Source organism: Actinotalea fermentans, assembly GCF_007991475.1.
GTDB classification, from domain to species: domain Bacteria; phylum Actinomycetota; class Actinomycetes; order Actinomycetales; family Cellulomonadaceae; genus Actinotalea; species Actinotalea fermentans.
In genome coordinates, this window is the sequence record NZ_BJYK01000004.1 from 280,923 (window position 1) to 295,653 (window position 14,731).

Genomic DNA, 14,731 nt, shown 5'->3' on the forward strand with positions numbered 1-14,731 from the left:
CCGCCCTTCGCGTTCGGAGGAACCATGACTGTCCCCATGACGGGGTCCCTGCAGATCACCGCGGCCGCCCCGGACCCGGCGCTGCTCGACCTCCCCTGGCACATCCCGCTCGAGGACTGGCCGGCCGAGAACCTCGCCGCGCTCCCCCGCGGCATCAGCCGGCACGTCGTGCGCTTCGTCAAGCTCTCCGGCCGCGTCATCGCGGTCAAGGAGATCGGCGAGACCGTGGCCTACCGCGAGTACGAGCTCCTGCGCGCCCTCCGCCGCATCGGCACCCCGAGCGTCGAGCCGGTGGGCGTCATCAACGGGCGGGTCGACCTCGAGGGCGAGCGCCTGGAGACGGTGCTGGTGACGCAGCACCTGCAGTACTCGCTCCCCTACCGCGCGCTCTTCAGCCAGCAGAGCCTGCAGCCGGACACCACCCGGCGGCTCATCGACGCGCTCGCCGTGCTCCTGGTCCGGCTGCACCTGTCGGGCTTCTACTGGGGCGACGTGTCGCTGTCGAACACGCTCTTCCGGCGCGACGCGGGCTCGTTCGCCGCGTACCTGGTCGACGCCGAGACCGGCGAGCTGCACGACCGGCTGTCGAACGGCCAGCGGGCCTACGACATGGACGTCGCCCGCGTGAACATCATCGGCGAGCTCATGGACCTCGAGGCCGGTGACATGCTCGAGCCGGGCGTCGACCCGATCGAGATCGGCGACCGCCTGGTCACGCGCTACGACGAGCTGTGGGACGCGCTGACGGGCGAGGAGTCGTTCGGCACGAGCGACCGCTGGCGTGTCGCCGCCCGCATCGAGCACCTCAACGAGCTGGGCTTCGACGTCGGCGAGCTGGCGATCACCACCGACGTCGACGGCACCACCGTGAGCATCCAGCCGAAGGTCGTCGACGCCGGTCACCACTCCCGGCGGCTGCTCCGGCTCACGGGGCTCGACGTCGAGGAGGGGCAGGCGCGTCGTCTGCTCAACGACCTGGACGCCTACCGGGCCGCGACGGACCGCCAGGGCGAGGACGAGGAGTTCGTCGCGCACGACTGGCTGACGAACGTCTTCGAACCCGCCGTCCGCGCCGTCCCGCGCGAGCTGCGGGGCAAGCTCCAGCCGGCCCAGATGTTCCACGAGATGCTCGACCACCGCTGGTACATCTCGCGCGAGCAGGGCCGCGACGTGCCGATGGTCGAGGCGGCCCGCAGCTACGCAGAGACCGTCCTGCGCCACCGGGCGAGCGAGGCCCAGGTCCTCGGCGCCGACACGGCGATCATCCCCCGCATCGCCGACTGACCGAGTGGAGCCTTCGCGCCCTGTGTGGAGCGAGAACGACCGACACGCGCGCGTGTCACGTCGGTCTCGCTCCACACGGGAGCAGGGGTGGTCGGTCGAGGGGCGGGGTCAGGCCTGTGAGCGGAGGCGGGCGACCTCGTAGAGGGAGATGCCCGTCGCGACGCCCGCGTTGAGCGACTCCGTCTCCGCCCGGATCGGGATGGACGCGACGACGTCGCACGTCGAGCGCACCAGCCGCCCGAGGCCCTTGCCCTCCGACCCGACGACGAGCACCACCGGGTCGGTCGCCAGGTGCAGCTCGCTCACCGGCGTGGTCCCGCCCGCGTCGAGCCCGACGACGAAGCAGCCCGCCTCGCGCAGCTCGCCGAGCGCACGCACGAGGTTGGTCACCCGCGCGACCGGCACGCGTGCCGCGGCACCGGCGGAGACCTTCCACGCGGACGCGGTCACGCCGGCGGCGCGCCGCTCGGGGATGACGACGCCGTGCGCGCCGAACGCGCCCGCCGAGCGCAGCGCGGCCCCGAGGTTGCGCGGGTCCGTCACGCCGTCGAGCGCGACGACCAGCGGCGGCTCACCCGCCCGCTCTGCGCGCGCCAGGATCTGGTCGAGGTCGGCGTACCGGTAGGGCTTGGCCGCCATCGCGACACCCTGGTGCACCATGCCGCCGGTCATCCGGTCGAGCTCGGCCGTCGTGACCTCGAGCAGCGGGAGGTTGCGCTCGCCCGCCATCCGCCGGATCTCGCGGATGCGGTCGTCGGCCTCCACGCGGTGGCCCATCCAGATCGCCTCGCACGGCACGCCGGCCCGCAGGGCCTCGACGACGGCGTTGCGGCCGGTCACGATCTCCGAGGCGGGGGCCGTCGACCCGCGTCCGGCCGGACGCGTCCCCCGGGGCGTCCCGGTGCGGCCGGTGCCCGCGGACGACGCGCGGCCGGTCGCCGACGCACGGCCGGTCCCGGCGCGCTCGCCGCTCCGGGCGCCCGGCTTGCCGCCCTTGGCGGCGGCGCGCTCGGCGGCGGCCTTGCGCTTGGCGGCCGCGTGGTACGGGCGGTCCTCCGCCTTGGGCGTGGGGCCCTTGCCCTCGAGCGCGCGACGGCCCTTGCCGCCCGTGCCGACGGTGGCGCCCTTCTTCGAGCCCGGCTTGCGCGTCGCGCCCCGCCGCTGCGAGTTCCCCGCCATCAGTCCTCGCCTCCCAGCGTCCAGCGCGGGCCCGTCGGCGAGTCCTCGACGACGATCCCCGCCTCGGCCAGCCGCGCCCGGACGGCGTCGGCGGTGGCCCAGTCCCGCTCGGCACGGGCCTTGGCCCGCGCCGCCAGCTCGGCGGTGACCAGGGCGTCGAGCGCACGGGTGGCCCGTGACTCGTCGCCCGCGCCCGCCCAGCGGACGGGGTCGAGGCCCAGCACGTCCAGCATCGCACGGACGGCGACCAGCTCCGTACGCACCTCGTCCGGCGTCCCGTCGGCCAGCGCGATGTTGCCCGCGCGCACGTGCTCGTGCACGACGGCGAGCGCCGCGGGCACGTTGAGGTCGTCGTCGAGCGCGGCGGCGAAGCCGGCCGGCAGCTCCGCCGCGGCGACCTCGGCGTCGGGCACCGTGCCCGTCCGCTCCGTGGCGCGCTCGACGAAGCCCGCGATCCGGGACCACGTCGCCTCCGCCTCGGGCAGCGTGTCCGCGTTCCACTCGAACGTCGAGCGGTAGTGGGCGGCCGTCAGGGCGTACCGCAGCACGACGGGCGTCGTCGTCGCGAGCACGTCCCAGACCAGCAGGAAGTTGCCGAGCGACTTGCTCATCTTGGCGCCGTCGACGTTCAGCAGCCCGGCGTGCAGCCAGATGCCCGCGAAGTCGTCGCCCGCCGCACGCGACTGCGCGAGCTCGTTCTCGTGATGGGGGAACCGCAGGTCGCGGCCGCCGCCGTGGATGTCGAAGGCGCTGCCGAGGTAGCGCCGCGCCATCGCCGAGCACTCGAGGTGCCAGCCCGGGCGCCCGCGCCCGTACGGCGTCGGCCACGACGCGTCGAGCGGCTCGCCCGGCTTCGGCGCCTTCCAGAGGGCGAAGTCCCGCGGGTCCCGCTTGCCGGCCTCCTCGGGGCCGCCGGCGGCGTCGTCAGACGCCGGCACGTCGTCGGGGCGCTGGTTCGTGAGCGCGCCGTACTCGGGCCAGGACCGGACGTCGAACCACACGTCGCCGGCCTCACCCGGATAGGCGTGGCCCTTGTCCAGGAGCCGGTCCATGAGCTCGATCATCTCGATCACGTGCCCGGTCGCACGCGGCTCGTAGGTGGGGGGCAGCACACCCACGGCGTCGTACGCCGCGGTGAACTCGCGCTCCCACCGGGCCGCCCAGGCCCACCAGGGCACGCCCTCCTCGGCGGAGCGCTGGAGGATCTTGTCGTCGATGTCGGTGACGTTGCGCACGAAGGTGACGTCCAGGCCGCTGCGGCGGAGCCACCGGACCAGCACGTCGAACCCGACGGCGGTCTTCACGTGGCCGATGTGCGGCGGTCCCTGCACGGTCGCTCCGCACACGTACAGCCCCACGTGGCCGGGGCGGAGCGGGACGAGCTCGCGCGTGGTCCGGGAGGCCGAGTCGTAGAGGTGGAGCGTCACCGCGCCAGGTTACCGGCGGCGCCCGGGGTGGGTGACCTGCTGTGTCGTGGCTGGACCTCGCACGTCTCGGCGGCAATGATCGGGTCATGGCGCACGCAGTGGTGGCGACCTCGTACGGCGGGCCCGAGGTCCTCGATGTCATCGAGCTGGACCCGGGGCACCCTGGCGCGGGGGAGGTCCTCCTCGACGTGCGGGCGTGCGGCGTGAACGCCTCGGACTGGAAGCGGTACTCGGGCGCCTGGGGTACGGACCCCGACGACCTGCCGATCCGCATCGGCCAGGAGTGCGCGGGCGTCGTGCTCGAGGTCGGGCCGGACGTCGAGGACGTCCAGGTGGGCGACGAGGTGATCGCCTACCGCGTCTCGGGCGCCTACACCGACCGGCTGGTCGCCCCGGTCACCGCACTCACCCCGAAGCCCGCCGCGCTGACGTGGCAGAAGGCGGCGGGCCTCATGGTCACGGGCGCGACCGCCGTGCACGCGCTGAGCGCGACGAAGGTCGGCGCCGGCGACACGGTGCTGGTGCACGGCGCCAGCGGCGGCGTCGGCTCGATGATCGTGCAGCTCGCGCACGCCAAGGGCGCACGCGTCATCGGCACGGCCGACCCGAGCAACCACGAGTACCTCGTCGACCTCGGCGCCACGCCCGTCGGCTACGGCCCCGGCCTCGTCGACCGCGTCCGCAAGGCCGCGCACGGCGAGCTCACCGCCGCGATCGACGTGTCCGGGACGCGCGAGGCGCTCGACGCCTCGGTGGCCCTCATCCGCGACCGCCGGCGGGTCGCGACCATCGTCGGGTTCAGCTACGGCGCGGCGCTGGGCATCAAGCTGCTCGGCAACGGTCCCGGTGCGGACCCCGGGGTCGAGATCCGTGCGGCGGCCCGGCCGCAGCTGGCCCGGCTCGTGGAGCAGGGACGCCTGGACGTGCGGGTCGGCGCGACCTACCCGCTGCACGAGGCGGCGCGGGCGCACCGGGCGGGCATCGAGATGCGCGTCCAGGGCAAGGTCATCCTCATCCCTGGTGAGGTGCCGGCACGAGCAACGCAGTCGCGATCGCGGCGACTCCTTCGCCGCGCCCGGTGAAGCCGAGCCCGTCCGTGGTCGTGGCGGCCACCGAGACGGGCGCCCCGCAGGCCGCGGACAGGGCGGCCTCCGCCTCCGCGCGCCGCGGGGACAGTCGCGGCCGGTTGCCGACGACCTGGACGGCGACGTTCCCGACCTCGTAGCCGGCCGCGCGCACGCGCGCCGCGGCCTCCGCGAGCAGCCGCGCCCCGGACGCCCCGGCCCACTGCGGGTCGGACGTGCCGAACACGGCGCCCAGGTCACCGAGCCCGGCCGCGGACAGGAGCGCGTCCGCCGCCGCGTGCGCCGCAGCGTCCCCGTCGGAGTGACCCGCGAGCGCGCGCTCGCCCGGCCAGTGCAGGCCGGCGAGCCAGAGCTCGCGCCCGCTGCCCTCGTCGGCGAAGGGGTGGACGTCGATGCCGATGCCGGTGCGCGGGATCACGGCTCCCCCACCCCCGCGGCCGTCGGCGCCGCGGCGGGGACCGCGACGGACGGGCCGACGAGAGCCGACACCAGGGCGGTCGCGACGACGAGGTCGCGCGGCGTGGTGATCTTCATGGCGTCCTCGTGTCCCTCCACGACCCAGACCTGGCCACCCGCGGCCTCGACGAGACCGGCGTCGTCCGTCGCCGCGAGCGCCTCGTCGTCGGCGCGGTGCGAGGCCGCCGCGTGTGCCGAGCGCAGGGCGCCCAGCGTGAAGCCCTGCGGCGTCTGGACCGCACGCAGCGCGGGTCGCTCGAGGGTGCGCACCACGGCGCCGTCTGGCCCGACCTGCTTGATCGTGTCGGCGACGGGCAGCGCGGGCACGACGGCGTCGCGCCCCATGGCCACGGTGCCGGCCACCCGGCGCACGACGCGCACGGGCACGAGCGGCCGCGCGGCGTCGTGCACGAGGACGACGGCGTCGTCCGGCTCGTCGGCGAGGCGGGCGAGGGCGGCGGCCACCGACGCCTGCCGGGTGGTCCCGCCCGGGACCACCTCGAGGCCCGGCACCGCCCCGGGTGCCGCGCCGAGCGCCGCGACGACGTCGTCCAGCGCCTCCGGCGGGGCCGTCACGACGATCCGGCGAACGATGCCCGAGGACGTCAGCGCGTGCGCGGCCCGCACGACGAGCGGGATGCCCGCGAGCGGCACCAGGGCCTTCGGGAGGGCATGGCCGAGCCGCGTGCCGGAGCCGGCCGCGGTGAGGATCGCGACGGCGCGCATCAGCGGGGGTGCGGGACTGCGCCCCTGCTCAGGACGCGAGGACCTCGTCGAGGATGGCCTCGGCCTTCTCCTCCTCGGTGTGCTCGGCGAGCGCGAGCTCCGAGACGAGGATCTGACGCGCCTTGGCCAGCATGCGCTTCTCGCCGGCCGACAGGCCGCGGTCGGCGTCGCGGCGGGACAGGTCGCGCACGACCTCGGCCACCTTGATGACGTCGCCCGAGGCGAGCTTCTCGAGGTTGGCCTTGTACCGGCGGGACCAGTTGGTCGGCTCCTCCGTGTACGGGGCGCGCAGGACGTCGAAGACCCGCTCCAGCCCCTCGGCGCCCACGACGTCGCGGACGCCGACGAGGTCGACGTTCTCGGCCGGGACCTCGATCGTCAGGTCGCCCTGGGCCACCTTGAGCTTGAGGTAGAGCTTGTCCTCGCCGCGGATCGTCCGGGTCTTGATCTCCTCGATGAGCGCTGCGCCGTGGTGCGGATAGACGACAGTCTCGCCTACGGTGAAAGTCATGTGGAGGCGTCCCCTTTCGCGGATGCCCAGTCTACCACGCCCACTGTGACGCCCGGGCGGCGCTGCGAATGTTTGCGCAGGTCAGGGGCACCCCGAGGCGCCGATCAGCCGAAACGGCCCGAGATGTAGTCCTCGGTGGCCTTCTGCGAGGGCACCGAGAAGATCGTCCTCGTGTCGTCCATCTCGACCAGGCGGCCGGGCTCCCCGGCCTCCGTCACGTTGAAGAACGCGGTCCGGTCACTCACCCGCGCGGCCTGCTGCATGTTGTGGGTGACGATGACGATCGTGTACTCGTTCTTGAGCTCGGCGATGAGCTCCTCGATGGCGAGCGTGGAGATCGGGTCGAGGGCCGACGCGGGCTCGTCCATGAGGAGGACCTGCGGCTTCACCGCGATCGCGCGGGCGATGCACAGCCGCTGCTGCTGACCACCCGAGAGCGAGGACCCGGGCTTGTGCAGCCGGTCCTTGACCTCCTTCCAGAGGTTCGCCCCGCGCAGCGACGACTCGACGAGGTCGGCGGCGTCGGACCTGGAGATCCGCCGGTTGTTCAGCCGCACGCCCGCGAGGACGTTCTCCGCGATCGACATCGTCGGGAACGGGTTGGGCCGCTGGAACACCATGCCGATCTGGCGCCGCACGGCGACCGGGTCCACCTCACGGTCGTAGAGGTTCACGCCGTCGACGAGGACGGTCCCCTGCACGTGCGCGCCCGGGATGACCTCGTGCATCCGGTTCAGCGTGCGCAGGAACGTGGACTTGCCACACCCGGACGGGCCGATGAGCGCGGTCACCGACCGCGGCTCGATGACCATCGACACGTCCGCCACGGCGCGGAAGTCGCCGTAGAAGACGTCGAGGTCCTTGACGTCGATGCGCTGGGCCATGGTTCTCCTCAGTGCCCCTTGGCCGGGGCGAAACGCCGGGCGACGACGCGCGCCAGCAGGTTCAGCAGCAGCACGATGACGACCAGGACGAGAGCCGCGGCCCAGGCCCGGTCGAAGTTGATGGTGGCGATGCAGTCGAGCTGGTCCGGCCGGCACGGCACGAGACCCTGCGAGTACTGCCGGTAGATGAAGACCGGGAGGGTCATCATCCGGCCGTCGAACAGGTCGTAGTTGATCGAGTCGACCACGCCCAGGGTGATGAGCAGGGGCGCCGTCTCGCCGATCACGCGCGCGACGGCGAGCATCACGCCGGTCACGATGCCCGCGGCCGACGTGCGCAGCACGACCTTGACGATCGTGCGCCACTTGGGCACGCCGAGCGCGAGCGACGCCTCGCGGAGCTCGTTCGGCACGAGGCGCAGCATCTCCTCGGTGGACCGCACGACCACGGGGATCATGAGCACGGACAGCGCGACCGCGCCGGCGACGCCCATCCGCACACCGGGCCCCAGGAAGATCGCGAAGAGCGCGTACGCGAAGAGGCCGGCGACGATCGAGGGGATGCCGGTCATGACGTCGACGAAGAACGTCACGGCCCGTGCGAGGGCCCCGCGCCCGTACTCGACCAGGTAGACCGCCGTCATCATGCCGATCGGCACGGAGATGACCGCGGCCGCCCCGGTGACCAGCAGGGTGCCGACGATCGCGTGGTAGATGCCGCCCGCGTCCATGCCGCCGAAGACGCCGCGCATGGACACGGCCAGGAAGTACGGGCTCAGCCGGTGGTAGCCCTCCGACAGGACGATCCACACGAGCGAGACCAGCGGGATCATCGCGACGAGGAACGCGAGCGTCACGACCACGCGCATGACGCGGTCGACGGTGTGGCGGCGCCGGTCGGGTCGCGTGAGCAGCTCGTGCGTCGTCGGCTGCGGGGCGTCGGTCCGCGTCACGGTGTCCGTGCTGGCCATCAGTTCGCTCCCGAGAAGGCGGCGCGACGGGAGACCACCCAGCGGGCCGCCATGTTGACGAGCAGGGTGATGACGAACAGCGCCAGGCCCGTGGCGATGAGGGCGCTCACGCCGAGCGGGTTCGCCTCCGGGAACTGCAGCGCGATGTTCGCGGCGATGGTCTGGTGGCGCCCGGCCATGAGCAGCGCCCAGCTGTACGTCAGCCCCGGCGACAGGATCATCAGCACGGCCATCGTCTCGCCGAGCGCGCGCCCGAGGCCGAGCATGGACGCGCTGATGACCCCCGACCGGCCGAACGGCAGGACCGCCATCCGGACCATCTCCCAGCGGGTCGCCCCGAGGGCGAGCGCGGCCTCCTCGTGCAGGCGCGGCGTCTGCAGGAAGACCTCGCGGGAGACGGCCGTCACGATGGGCAGGATCATCACCGCGAGCACGACGCCGACGGTCATCATCACGCGGGGCGGCGTCGCGGCGGGGCCCTCGAAGAGCGGGATGAACCCGAGGTTGTCCGAGAGCCAGCCCCACACGCCCTGCAGCTTCGGCGCGAGCCACAGCCCGCCCCACAGGCCGTAGACGACGCTCGGGATGGCGGCCAGCAGGTCGACGAGGTATCCGAGCACGTCGGCGAGCCGGCGCGGTGCGTAGTGCGAGATGAACAGCGCGATGCCGATGGCGACGGGCACCGCGAGCAGCAGCGCCAGGATCGCGGCGAGCACCGTGCCGAAGACGAGTGGGCCGACGTAGCCGAGCAGCGAGCCGTCGTCGGGGATCCAGCTGATGGCCGCGAGGTCCTCGCGGCTCGCCGACAGGGCCGGCCACGCCTCGAGCAGCAGGAAGCCCGCGACGGCCGCGAGCACGGCGAGGATGAGGACGCCCGAGCCCGTGGCGAGCCACCGGAACACCCGGCCGGCGCGGTCGTGACCGCCGCCGCGCACGCTCAGCGGGGCGGGGGCCAGCTCCGGCTCCGCCTCGGCCTGCAGACGCTGTCCGCTCATGGTGCGATCCCCTCGACGACCGCGAGCACCTGCTCGCGCAGGGCGGGCGAGACGGGGGCCGACCCGGCCGCCGACGCCGCCGCGGCCTGCCCCTCCTCGCTCGCCACGTAGGCCAGGAACGCGGCCACGAGCTCGGCGTCCGCGTCGTCCTCGTAGGCGGTGCACGCGAGCGTGTACGAGACGAGCACGAGGGGGTAGGTCCCCGGGGCGGTGCTGGTCCGGTCGAGGTCGACGACCAGGCTGGCGGCCGGGCGGCCGGCGGCCCGCGGCGACGCGTCGACGAGCGCCGCGGCGGCCTCGGGCGAGAACGGCACGAAGTCGTCTCCCACGCCGAGCGCGACGGTCCCGAGCGACCCGGCCTTCGAGGCGTCCGCGTACCCGATCGTGCCGACGCCGTCGGTCACGGTCTGCACGACGCCGGAGGTGCCCTGGGCGGACTGGCCGCCGTCCAGCGGCCAGTTGCCGCTCGGCTCGTACGGCCACGCCTGCGGCGCGGCGGCGGCCAGGTACTCGGTGAAGTTCTCGGTGGTGCCGGACTCGTCGGACCGCGTCACCGGGGTGATCGCCAGGTCCGGCAGGGCGACGCCGGGGTTGTCGGCCGCGATCTCGGCGGCGTTCCAGCGCGTGATCGTCCGGGCGAAGACGCCGGCCACCGTCGCCGGCGACATGTTCAGGCTCGCGATGCCGTCGAGGTTGAAGACGACGGCGATCGGCGAGACGTACAGCGGCAGCTCGGCGACGTCGCCCGGGGCGCAACGGTCCTGCGCCGCCGCGAGCTCCTCGTCGTCGAGCGGGGCGTCGCTGCCGGCGACCTGGATGCCGCCCTCGACGAACTGCGTCCGCCCGCCGCCGGACCCGACGGGGTCGTAGCTCACGACGACGTCGGGGTAGGCCGACTGGAAGCCGGCGGCCCAGGCGGCCATCGCGGACTCCTGCGACGAGGCGCCGGCGGCGGTGAGGCTCCCGGCGAGGTCACCCTCGGCCACCGGGGCCGCCGGGCCCGGCGTGCTTCCGCCGGGGCGCCAGGGGTGGTTGATGGGATCGTCCGAGCCGCACGCGGCGAGCGGGGCTGACACGGCCACTGCGAGCGCGATCGCGAGCGCCGTCCGGCGTCGTGTCACGGTCCTCCGATCCTGGGCGAGGCGGTCGCCTCGTCTGCCCCTCAGCGTAGGAAGGGCCGGAACGCCGACGTCGCCGCCGGGTGAACGCCAGGTGAACACCGGCGGAACACTGGCGACGAACGCCGCAGGGCGGCCGGTCGGGATGACCGGCCGCCCCGCGGGCGGTACGTGACTCAGGCGATCGCGTCGACGATCTCCATCACCGCGGCCCGCATGTCGGCCGAGATCGGCGCGGAGCCGGCGGCGTCGGCCGCGGCCTGCTGGCCCTCCTCGCTCGCCATGTAGGTCAGGAACGCCTTCACGAGGGCGCCCGTCTCGGCGTCCGCGTACTGGGTGCAGGCCATCGTGTAGGAGACCAGCACGATGGGGTACACGCCCGAGGCGGTGGTGTCGCGCTCGAGCTCGCGCACCAGGCTCGTCTCGGCCCGGCCCTCGGCGAGCGGCGAGGCGTCGACGACGGCGGCCGCGGCCTCCGGCGAGTACGGGACGTACTCCTCGCCGACCTTCACCGCGACGGTGCCGAGCGCGCCGACCTTCGAGGCGTCGGCGTACGTGATGGCACCCTCGGCGGACTGGGTCGTCTGGATCACGCCCGACGTGCCCTGGGCCGACTGCGTGCCCGAGACGGGCCAGTCACCGCTGGCCTCGTGCGGCCACGCACCGGCCGCGGCGGCCGCGAGGTACTCGGTGAAGTTCTTCGTGGTGCCGGACTCGTCGGAGCGGTTCACCGGCGTGATGGCCAGGGCCGGCAGCTCGACGTCGGGGTTCGCGTCGGCGATCTCCGGCGCGTCCCACGAGGTGATCTCGCCGTTGAAGATCTTGGCGATCGTCTCGGCGGACATGTTGAGGGAGTCGACGCCGGGCAGGTTGAAGGCCACGGCGATCGGGGAGATGTACAGCGGCAGCTCGGCGGCGGTACCCGGCTCGCAGCGGGTCTCCGCGAGCGCCCACTCGTCCTCGTCGAGCGCGGCGTCCGTGCCACCGAAGTCGGTGGCGCCCTCGGTGAACTGGGTGCGGCCACCGCCGGACCCGACCGGGTCGTAGGAGATGGTCACGTCGGGGTTCGCAGCCTGGAAGCCGGCGACCCAGGCCGCCATGGCCGACTCCTGCGAGGAGGCGCCGGCACCCACGAGGTCGCCGCTGAGCGACTCGGTGCTGGTGCCCTGCTCTGCGTCGGTCGTCGGGTCGGTCGTGGCGTCGCCGGTGGGGTCGTCCGAGCCGCAGGCGGCCAGGGTCAGCGCGAGGGCGCCGAGCGCGGCGATCATGCCGAACTTCTGTCGGTGAGGCTTCACTGTTGTCCGTCCTGTCGCGTCCACCGCCCGCGGTGCGCAGGCGGCCGTGGCCGACGCTAGGAGCGGCGGGTGACCGGTTCGCCGTCGCAGGCTGAACCCCAGGTGAACGACGGACGAGCGTTCGGGGAGCTCAGGCCTCGTCGGCGATCTTGTAGCCGAGGCCGCGCACCGTGAGCAGGTGCACGGGGTTCGCCGGGTCCGGCTCGATCTTCGCCCGGATGCGCTTGACGTGGACGTCGAGCGTCTTGGTGTCCCCGACGTAGTCCGAGCCCCACACGCGGTCGATGAGCTGCCCGCGCGTCAGCACGCGGCCCGCGTTGCGCAGCAGGACCTCGAGGAGCTCGAACTCCTTGAGCGGGAAGGGCGTCGGCTGCCCGTCGACCTCGACGACGTGCCGGTCCGGGTCCAGGCGCACGCGGCCGACGGCGAGCACGTCCGGCTCCTCGGTCACGGGGGCGCTGCCCCGGCGCCGCAGCACCGCGTGCACGCGCGCGATGAGCTCGCGGGACGAGTACGGCTTCGTGACGTAGTCGTCCGCACCGATCTCGAGCCCGACGACCTTGTCGATCTCGCTGTCCTTGGCCGTCAGCATGATGACCGGGACGTCGCTGCGCCGGCGCAGCTCACGGCACACCTCGGTGCCGCTCATGCCCGGGAGCATGAGGTCGAGCAGCACGAGGTCGGCGCCGCCGTCCGCGAACCGGTCGAGCGCGGCGTCGCCGGTGGCGGCCTCCACGACGTCGTACCCCTCCTTCTTCAGGAGGTAGGCCAGCGGCTCGCGGTAGGAGAGCTCGTCCTCCACGACGAGGATGCGGGTCATGCGGCACCTTCCGGATCGGTGGTGGTCGCGCCGCGCTCGAGAGCAGGCGGCAGCGGCAGGTGGATGGTGAAGGTGGAGCCGTGCCCGGGCTCGGACCACAGGGTGACCTCGCCGCCGTGGTCTGCGACGACGTGCTTGACGATGCTCAGGCCCAGACCGGTCCCGCCGGTGTCGCGGGCGCGCGCGGGGTCGACGCGGTAGAAGCGCTCGAACACCCGGGCCTGCGCGGACGCCGGGATGCCGATGCCCTGGTCGACCACCGCGATGTCCACGGTCCCGCCCTGGCGGTCCACCGAGGTCGCGACGGCCACCCGGGTGCCGGGGTCGGAGTACGTGACGGCGTTGTCGAGCAGGTTGCGCACCGCCGTCACGAGCATCCGGTGGTCGCCGAGGACGGTCGCGGCCGGGCCGCTCGACTCGAGGGTGATGCCGCGGGCGCTCGCGGTGGTGCGGCTGCGGTCGACGGCCTCGCTCACGACGGCGGCGACGTCGACCTCCTCGGCGGCCTCGAAGGCGCCCTCCGACTGGACCCGCGACAGCTCGAGGATGTCCCGGACCAGCGCCGCGAGGCGCTGGGACTCCACCTGGATGCGCTCGGCGAACCGCTTCACCGCCTCGGCGTCGTCGGCGGCCTCCGCGACGGCGTCGCCCAGCAGGGCCAGGGCGCCCACCGGGGTCTTGAGCTCGTGGGAGGCGTTGACGACGAAGTCCCGACGCGCGGCCTCGACCCGGCGCGCCTCGGCGCGGTCCTCGGTCAGCAGCAGCAGGTGGCGCACGCCGAGCGGCACGGCGCGCATGCGCAGCGGCACCGGCCCGCGACCCAGGGTCGGCGCGGGCAGCTCGAGCTCGACGTCCCGGCTCTCGCCGTCGGCCGCGACGTCGGACAGCAGGCGCTGCGCGACGGGGTTCACCACGCGGTCGCCCCCGACGATCCGGTGCGCCCGAGCGGCCGCGCTGGCGCGCACCACGCGCAGGTCCGTCGTCGTCACGACCGCGTCGAAGGGCAGGACCTCGAGCAGCTGCGCGACGTCGTCGGACAGCTCGGGCTCGTCGGGCGGCCCGGAGGGCGCGCCGCGCTGGGCGCGCTCGCTGAGACGGAACGCCACGCCGGCGACCAGGCCCACGACGAGCCCCAGCAGACCCGCTCCGAGCACGGCCACTCCCTCGATCACGAGGTCAGCGTAGGCGTGGCCGTGCGCGGCGGATGCGCACCGGCGCCTCCCGCCGACTAGCGTCTGTCAAGAGTTCACCTGACCGTGGGGATGCGTTCACGTAGCGCCGTCATCCTGGTGGACACCGGACGAGAGGACGAGATGCGGCAGGTATTCATCGCCGAGCTGGAAGCGCTCGGCCACGACCTGGTGGCCATGAGCCGGCTGGTCGAGACGGCGATCGACCGCGCGGGTACCGCGCTCCTCACCGCGGACCTCGCGCTCGCGGAGCAGGTGATCGAGGCCGACCGGGCCATCGACGCGATGGAGAAGGACCTCGACGAGCGGTGCGTCCTGCTCATCGCGCAGCAGCAGCCGGTCGCCAGCGACCTGCGCACCGTGATCTCCGCGCTGCGGATGAGCGCGAGCCTGGAGCGGATGGGCGACCTGGCGCGGCACCTCGCGGAGCTCGCGCGCCTGCGCTACCCGGCCACGATGGTCCCCGAGCCGCTCGCGGAGCTCTTCGGCCAGCTGCACGACGCCGCGGTCCGCATCGCGGGCGAGGTGACGGCGGTCCTGGAGGCCCGCGACACCGAGATGGCGAAGGCCATCGACGAGGACGACGACCTGCTCGACCGGCTGCACCAGGAGACCTTCAGCGCCACGCTCGGCGGCACGCTCGAGCTGACCGCCCAGCAGGTCGTGGACGTGACGCTCTCCGCGCGCTACTTCGAGCGGTTCGGCGACCACGCCGTCTCGGTCGCCAGTCGCGTGATCTACATCGCCACCGGCGAGGAGTACGTGCACCACTGACCGGTGCCCGACCGAC

The 14,731-nt window shown here is 73.7% G+C and carries 15 protein-coding genes; 3 read left to right on the forward strand and 12 right to left on the reverse strand.

Annotated elements, in window-relative coordinates; genetic code table 11:
• Positions 1-24: 24 nt before the first annotated feature.
• Entirely contained in the window at positions 25-1,284 is a 1,260-nt protein-coding gene (locus tag AFE02nite_RS08605) for a DUF4032 domain-containing protein (RefSeq protein WP_034248910.1), read from the forward strand.
• A gap of 108 nt (positions 1,285-1,392) precedes the next feature.
• Here the strand turns inward: AFE02nite_RS08605 and rlmB are convergent, their stop codons facing one another.
• Positions 1,393-2,463 (reverse strand): 23S rRNA (guanosine(2251)-2'-O)-methyltransferase RlmB, encoded by a 1,071-nt coding sequence (rlmB, locus tag AFE02nite_RS08610; protein WP_146819444.1) that lies wholly within the window; start codon positions 2,461-2,463, stop codon positions 1,393-1,395.
• On the reverse strand, positions 2,463-3,890 hold the full coding sequence (gene cysS / locus AFE02nite_RS08615; RefSeq protein WP_034249309.1) for a cysteine--tRNA ligase: 1,428 nt from the start codon (positions 3,888-3,890) through the stop codon (positions 2,463-2,465). Before cysS ends, rlmB begins: the two co-directional genes overlap by 1 nt.
• A gap of 86 nt (positions 3,891-3,976) precedes the next feature.
• Here cysS and AFE02nite_RS08620 point away from each other — a divergent pair, with 86 nt between their 5' ends.
• The gene (locus tag AFE02nite_RS08620; protein ID WP_146819445.1) at positions 3,977-4,972 is read left to right on the forward strand and encodes an NADP-dependent oxidoreductase; all 996 of its coding nucleotides are present in this window, start codon (positions 3,977-3,979) and stop codon (positions 4,970-4,972) included.
• On the opposite strand, the gene ispF is transcribed toward AFE02nite_RS08620, so the two are convergent.
• From ispF to AFE02nite_RS08670, 10 genes are all read right to left on the reverse strand, one after another.
• Positions 4,902-5,393: a 2-C-methyl-D-erythritol 2,4-cyclodiphosphate synthase gene (ispF, locus tag AFE02nite_RS08625; RefSeq protein ID WP_146819446.1), complete on the reverse strand. Its 492-nt coding sequence runs from the start codon at positions 5,391-5,393 to the stop codon at positions 4,902-4,904. The two genes, AFE02nite_RS08620 and ispF, sit on opposite strands and share 71 nt — an antisense overlap.
• Positions 5,390-6,157: a 2-C-methyl-D-erythritol 4-phosphate cytidylyltransferase gene (gene ispD / locus AFE02nite_RS08630; protein WP_146819447.1), complete on the reverse strand. Its 768-nt coding sequence runs from the start codon at positions 6,155-6,157 to the stop codon at positions 5,390-5,392. Before ispD ends, ispF begins: the two co-directional genes overlap by 4 nt.
• Positions 6,158-6,185: 28 nt before the next feature.
• On the reverse strand, positions 6,186-6,668 hold the full coding sequence (locus tag AFE02nite_RS08635) for a CarD family transcriptional regulator (protein ID WP_034246466.1): 483 nt from the start codon (positions 6,666-6,668) through the stop codon (positions 6,186-6,188).
• Positions 6,669-6,772: 104 nt separating this feature from the next.
• Entirely contained in the window at positions 6,773-7,552 is a 780-nt protein-coding gene (pstB, locus tag AFE02nite_RS08640; RefSeq protein ID WP_034246465.1) for a phosphate ABC transporter ATP-binding protein PstB, read from the reverse strand.
• Positions 7,553-7,560: 8 nt separating this feature from the next.
• Complete coding sequence (pstA, locus tag AFE02nite_RS08645; protein WP_034246463.1) at positions 7,561-8,523, reverse strand: phosphate ABC transporter permease PstA; 963 nt, start codon at positions 8,521-8,523, stop codon at positions 7,561-7,563.
• Positions 8,523-9,518, reverse strand: coding sequence for a phosphate ABC transporter permease subunit PstC (gene pstC, locus AFE02nite_RS08650; protein ID WP_034246460.1), 996 nt, complete (start codon positions 9,516-9,518; stop codon positions 8,523-8,525). Before pstC ends, pstA begins: the two co-directional genes overlap by 1 nt.
• Positions 9,515-10,639, reverse strand: coding sequence for a phosphate ABC transporter substrate-binding protein PstS (locus tag AFE02nite_RS08655; RefSeq protein WP_034246457.1), 1,125 nt, complete (start codon positions 10,637-10,639; stop codon positions 9,515-9,517). Before AFE02nite_RS08655 ends, pstC begins: the two co-directional genes overlap by 4 nt.
• A 173-nt stretch (positions 10,640-10,812) precedes the next feature.
• Complete coding sequence (pstS, locus tag AFE02nite_RS08660) at positions 10,813-11,904, reverse strand: phosphate ABC transporter substrate-binding protein PstS (protein WP_034246454.1); 1,092 nt, start codon at positions 11,902-11,904, stop codon at positions 10,813-10,815.
• A gap of 157 nt (positions 11,905-12,061) precedes the next feature.
• On the reverse strand, positions 12,062-12,751 hold the full coding sequence (locus AFE02nite_RS08665; protein ID WP_034246452.1) for a response regulator transcription factor: 690 nt from the start codon (positions 12,749-12,751) through the stop codon (positions 12,062-12,064).
• Entirely contained in the window at positions 12,748-13,923 is a 1,176-nt protein-coding gene (locus AFE02nite_RS08670; protein WP_052113708.1) for a sensor histidine kinase, read from the reverse strand. The genes AFE02nite_RS08665 and AFE02nite_RS08670 overlap by 4 nt, the downstream gene beginning before the upstream one ends.
• A 90-nt stretch (positions 13,924-14,013) precedes the next feature.
• Here AFE02nite_RS08670 and phoU point away from each other — a divergent pair, with 90 nt between their 5' ends.
• Positions 14,014-14,715, forward strand: coding sequence for a phosphate signaling complex protein PhoU (gene phoU / locus AFE02nite_RS08675; protein WP_307726041.1), 702 nt, complete (start codon positions 14,014-14,016; stop codon positions 14,713-14,715).
• Positions 14,716-14,731: the final 16 nt, after the last annotated feature.

What these genes read in the sequence shown, in the direction of transcription:
- AFE02nite_RS08605 (WP_034248910.1), top strand. Translation starts at nt 25, where the DNA reads ATGACTGTCCCCATGACGGGGTCCCTGCAGATCACCGCGGCCGCCCCG.
- rlmB (WP_146819444.1), bottom strand. Translation starts at nt 2,463, where the DNA reads ATGGCGGGGAACTCGCAGCGGCGGGGCGCGACGCGCAAGCCGGGCTCG.
- AFE02nite_RS08620 (WP_146819445.1), top strand. Translation starts at nt 3,977, where the DNA reads ATGGCGCACGCAGTGGTGGCGACCTCGTACGGCGGGCCCGAGGTCCTC.
- ispD (WP_146819447.1), bottom strand. Translation starts at nt 6,157, where the DNA reads ATGCGCGCCGTCGCGATCCTCACCGCGGCCGGCTCCGGCACGCGGCTC.
- AFE02nite_RS08635 (WP_034246466.1), bottom strand. Translation starts at nt 6,668, where the DNA reads ATGACTTTCACCGTAGGCGAGACTGTCGTCTATCCGCACCACGGCGCA.
- pstB (WP_034246465.1), bottom strand. Translation starts at nt 7,552, where the DNA reads ATGGCCCAGCGCATCGACGTCAAGGACCTCGACGTCTTCTACGGCGAC.
- pstA (WP_034246463.1), bottom strand. Translation starts at nt 8,523, where the DNA reads ATGGCCAGCACGGACACCGTGACGCGGACCGACGCCCCGCAGCCGACG.
- pstC (WP_034246460.1), bottom strand. Translation starts at nt 9,518, where the DNA reads ATGAGCGGACAGCGTCTGCAGGCCGAGGCGGAGCCGGAGCTGGCCCCC.
- pstS (WP_034246454.1), bottom strand. Translation starts at nt 11,904, where the DNA reads ATGATCGCCGCGCTCGGCGCCCTCGCGCTGACCCTGGCCGCCTGCGGC.
- AFE02nite_RS08665 (WP_034246452.1), bottom strand. Translation starts at nt 12,751, where the DNA reads ATGACCCGCATCCTCGTCGTGGAGGACGAGCTCTCCTACCGCGAGCCG.
- phoU (WP_307726041.1), top strand. Translation starts at nt 14,014, where the DNA reads ATGCGTTCACGTAGCGCCGTCATCCTGGTGGACACCGGACGAGAGGAC.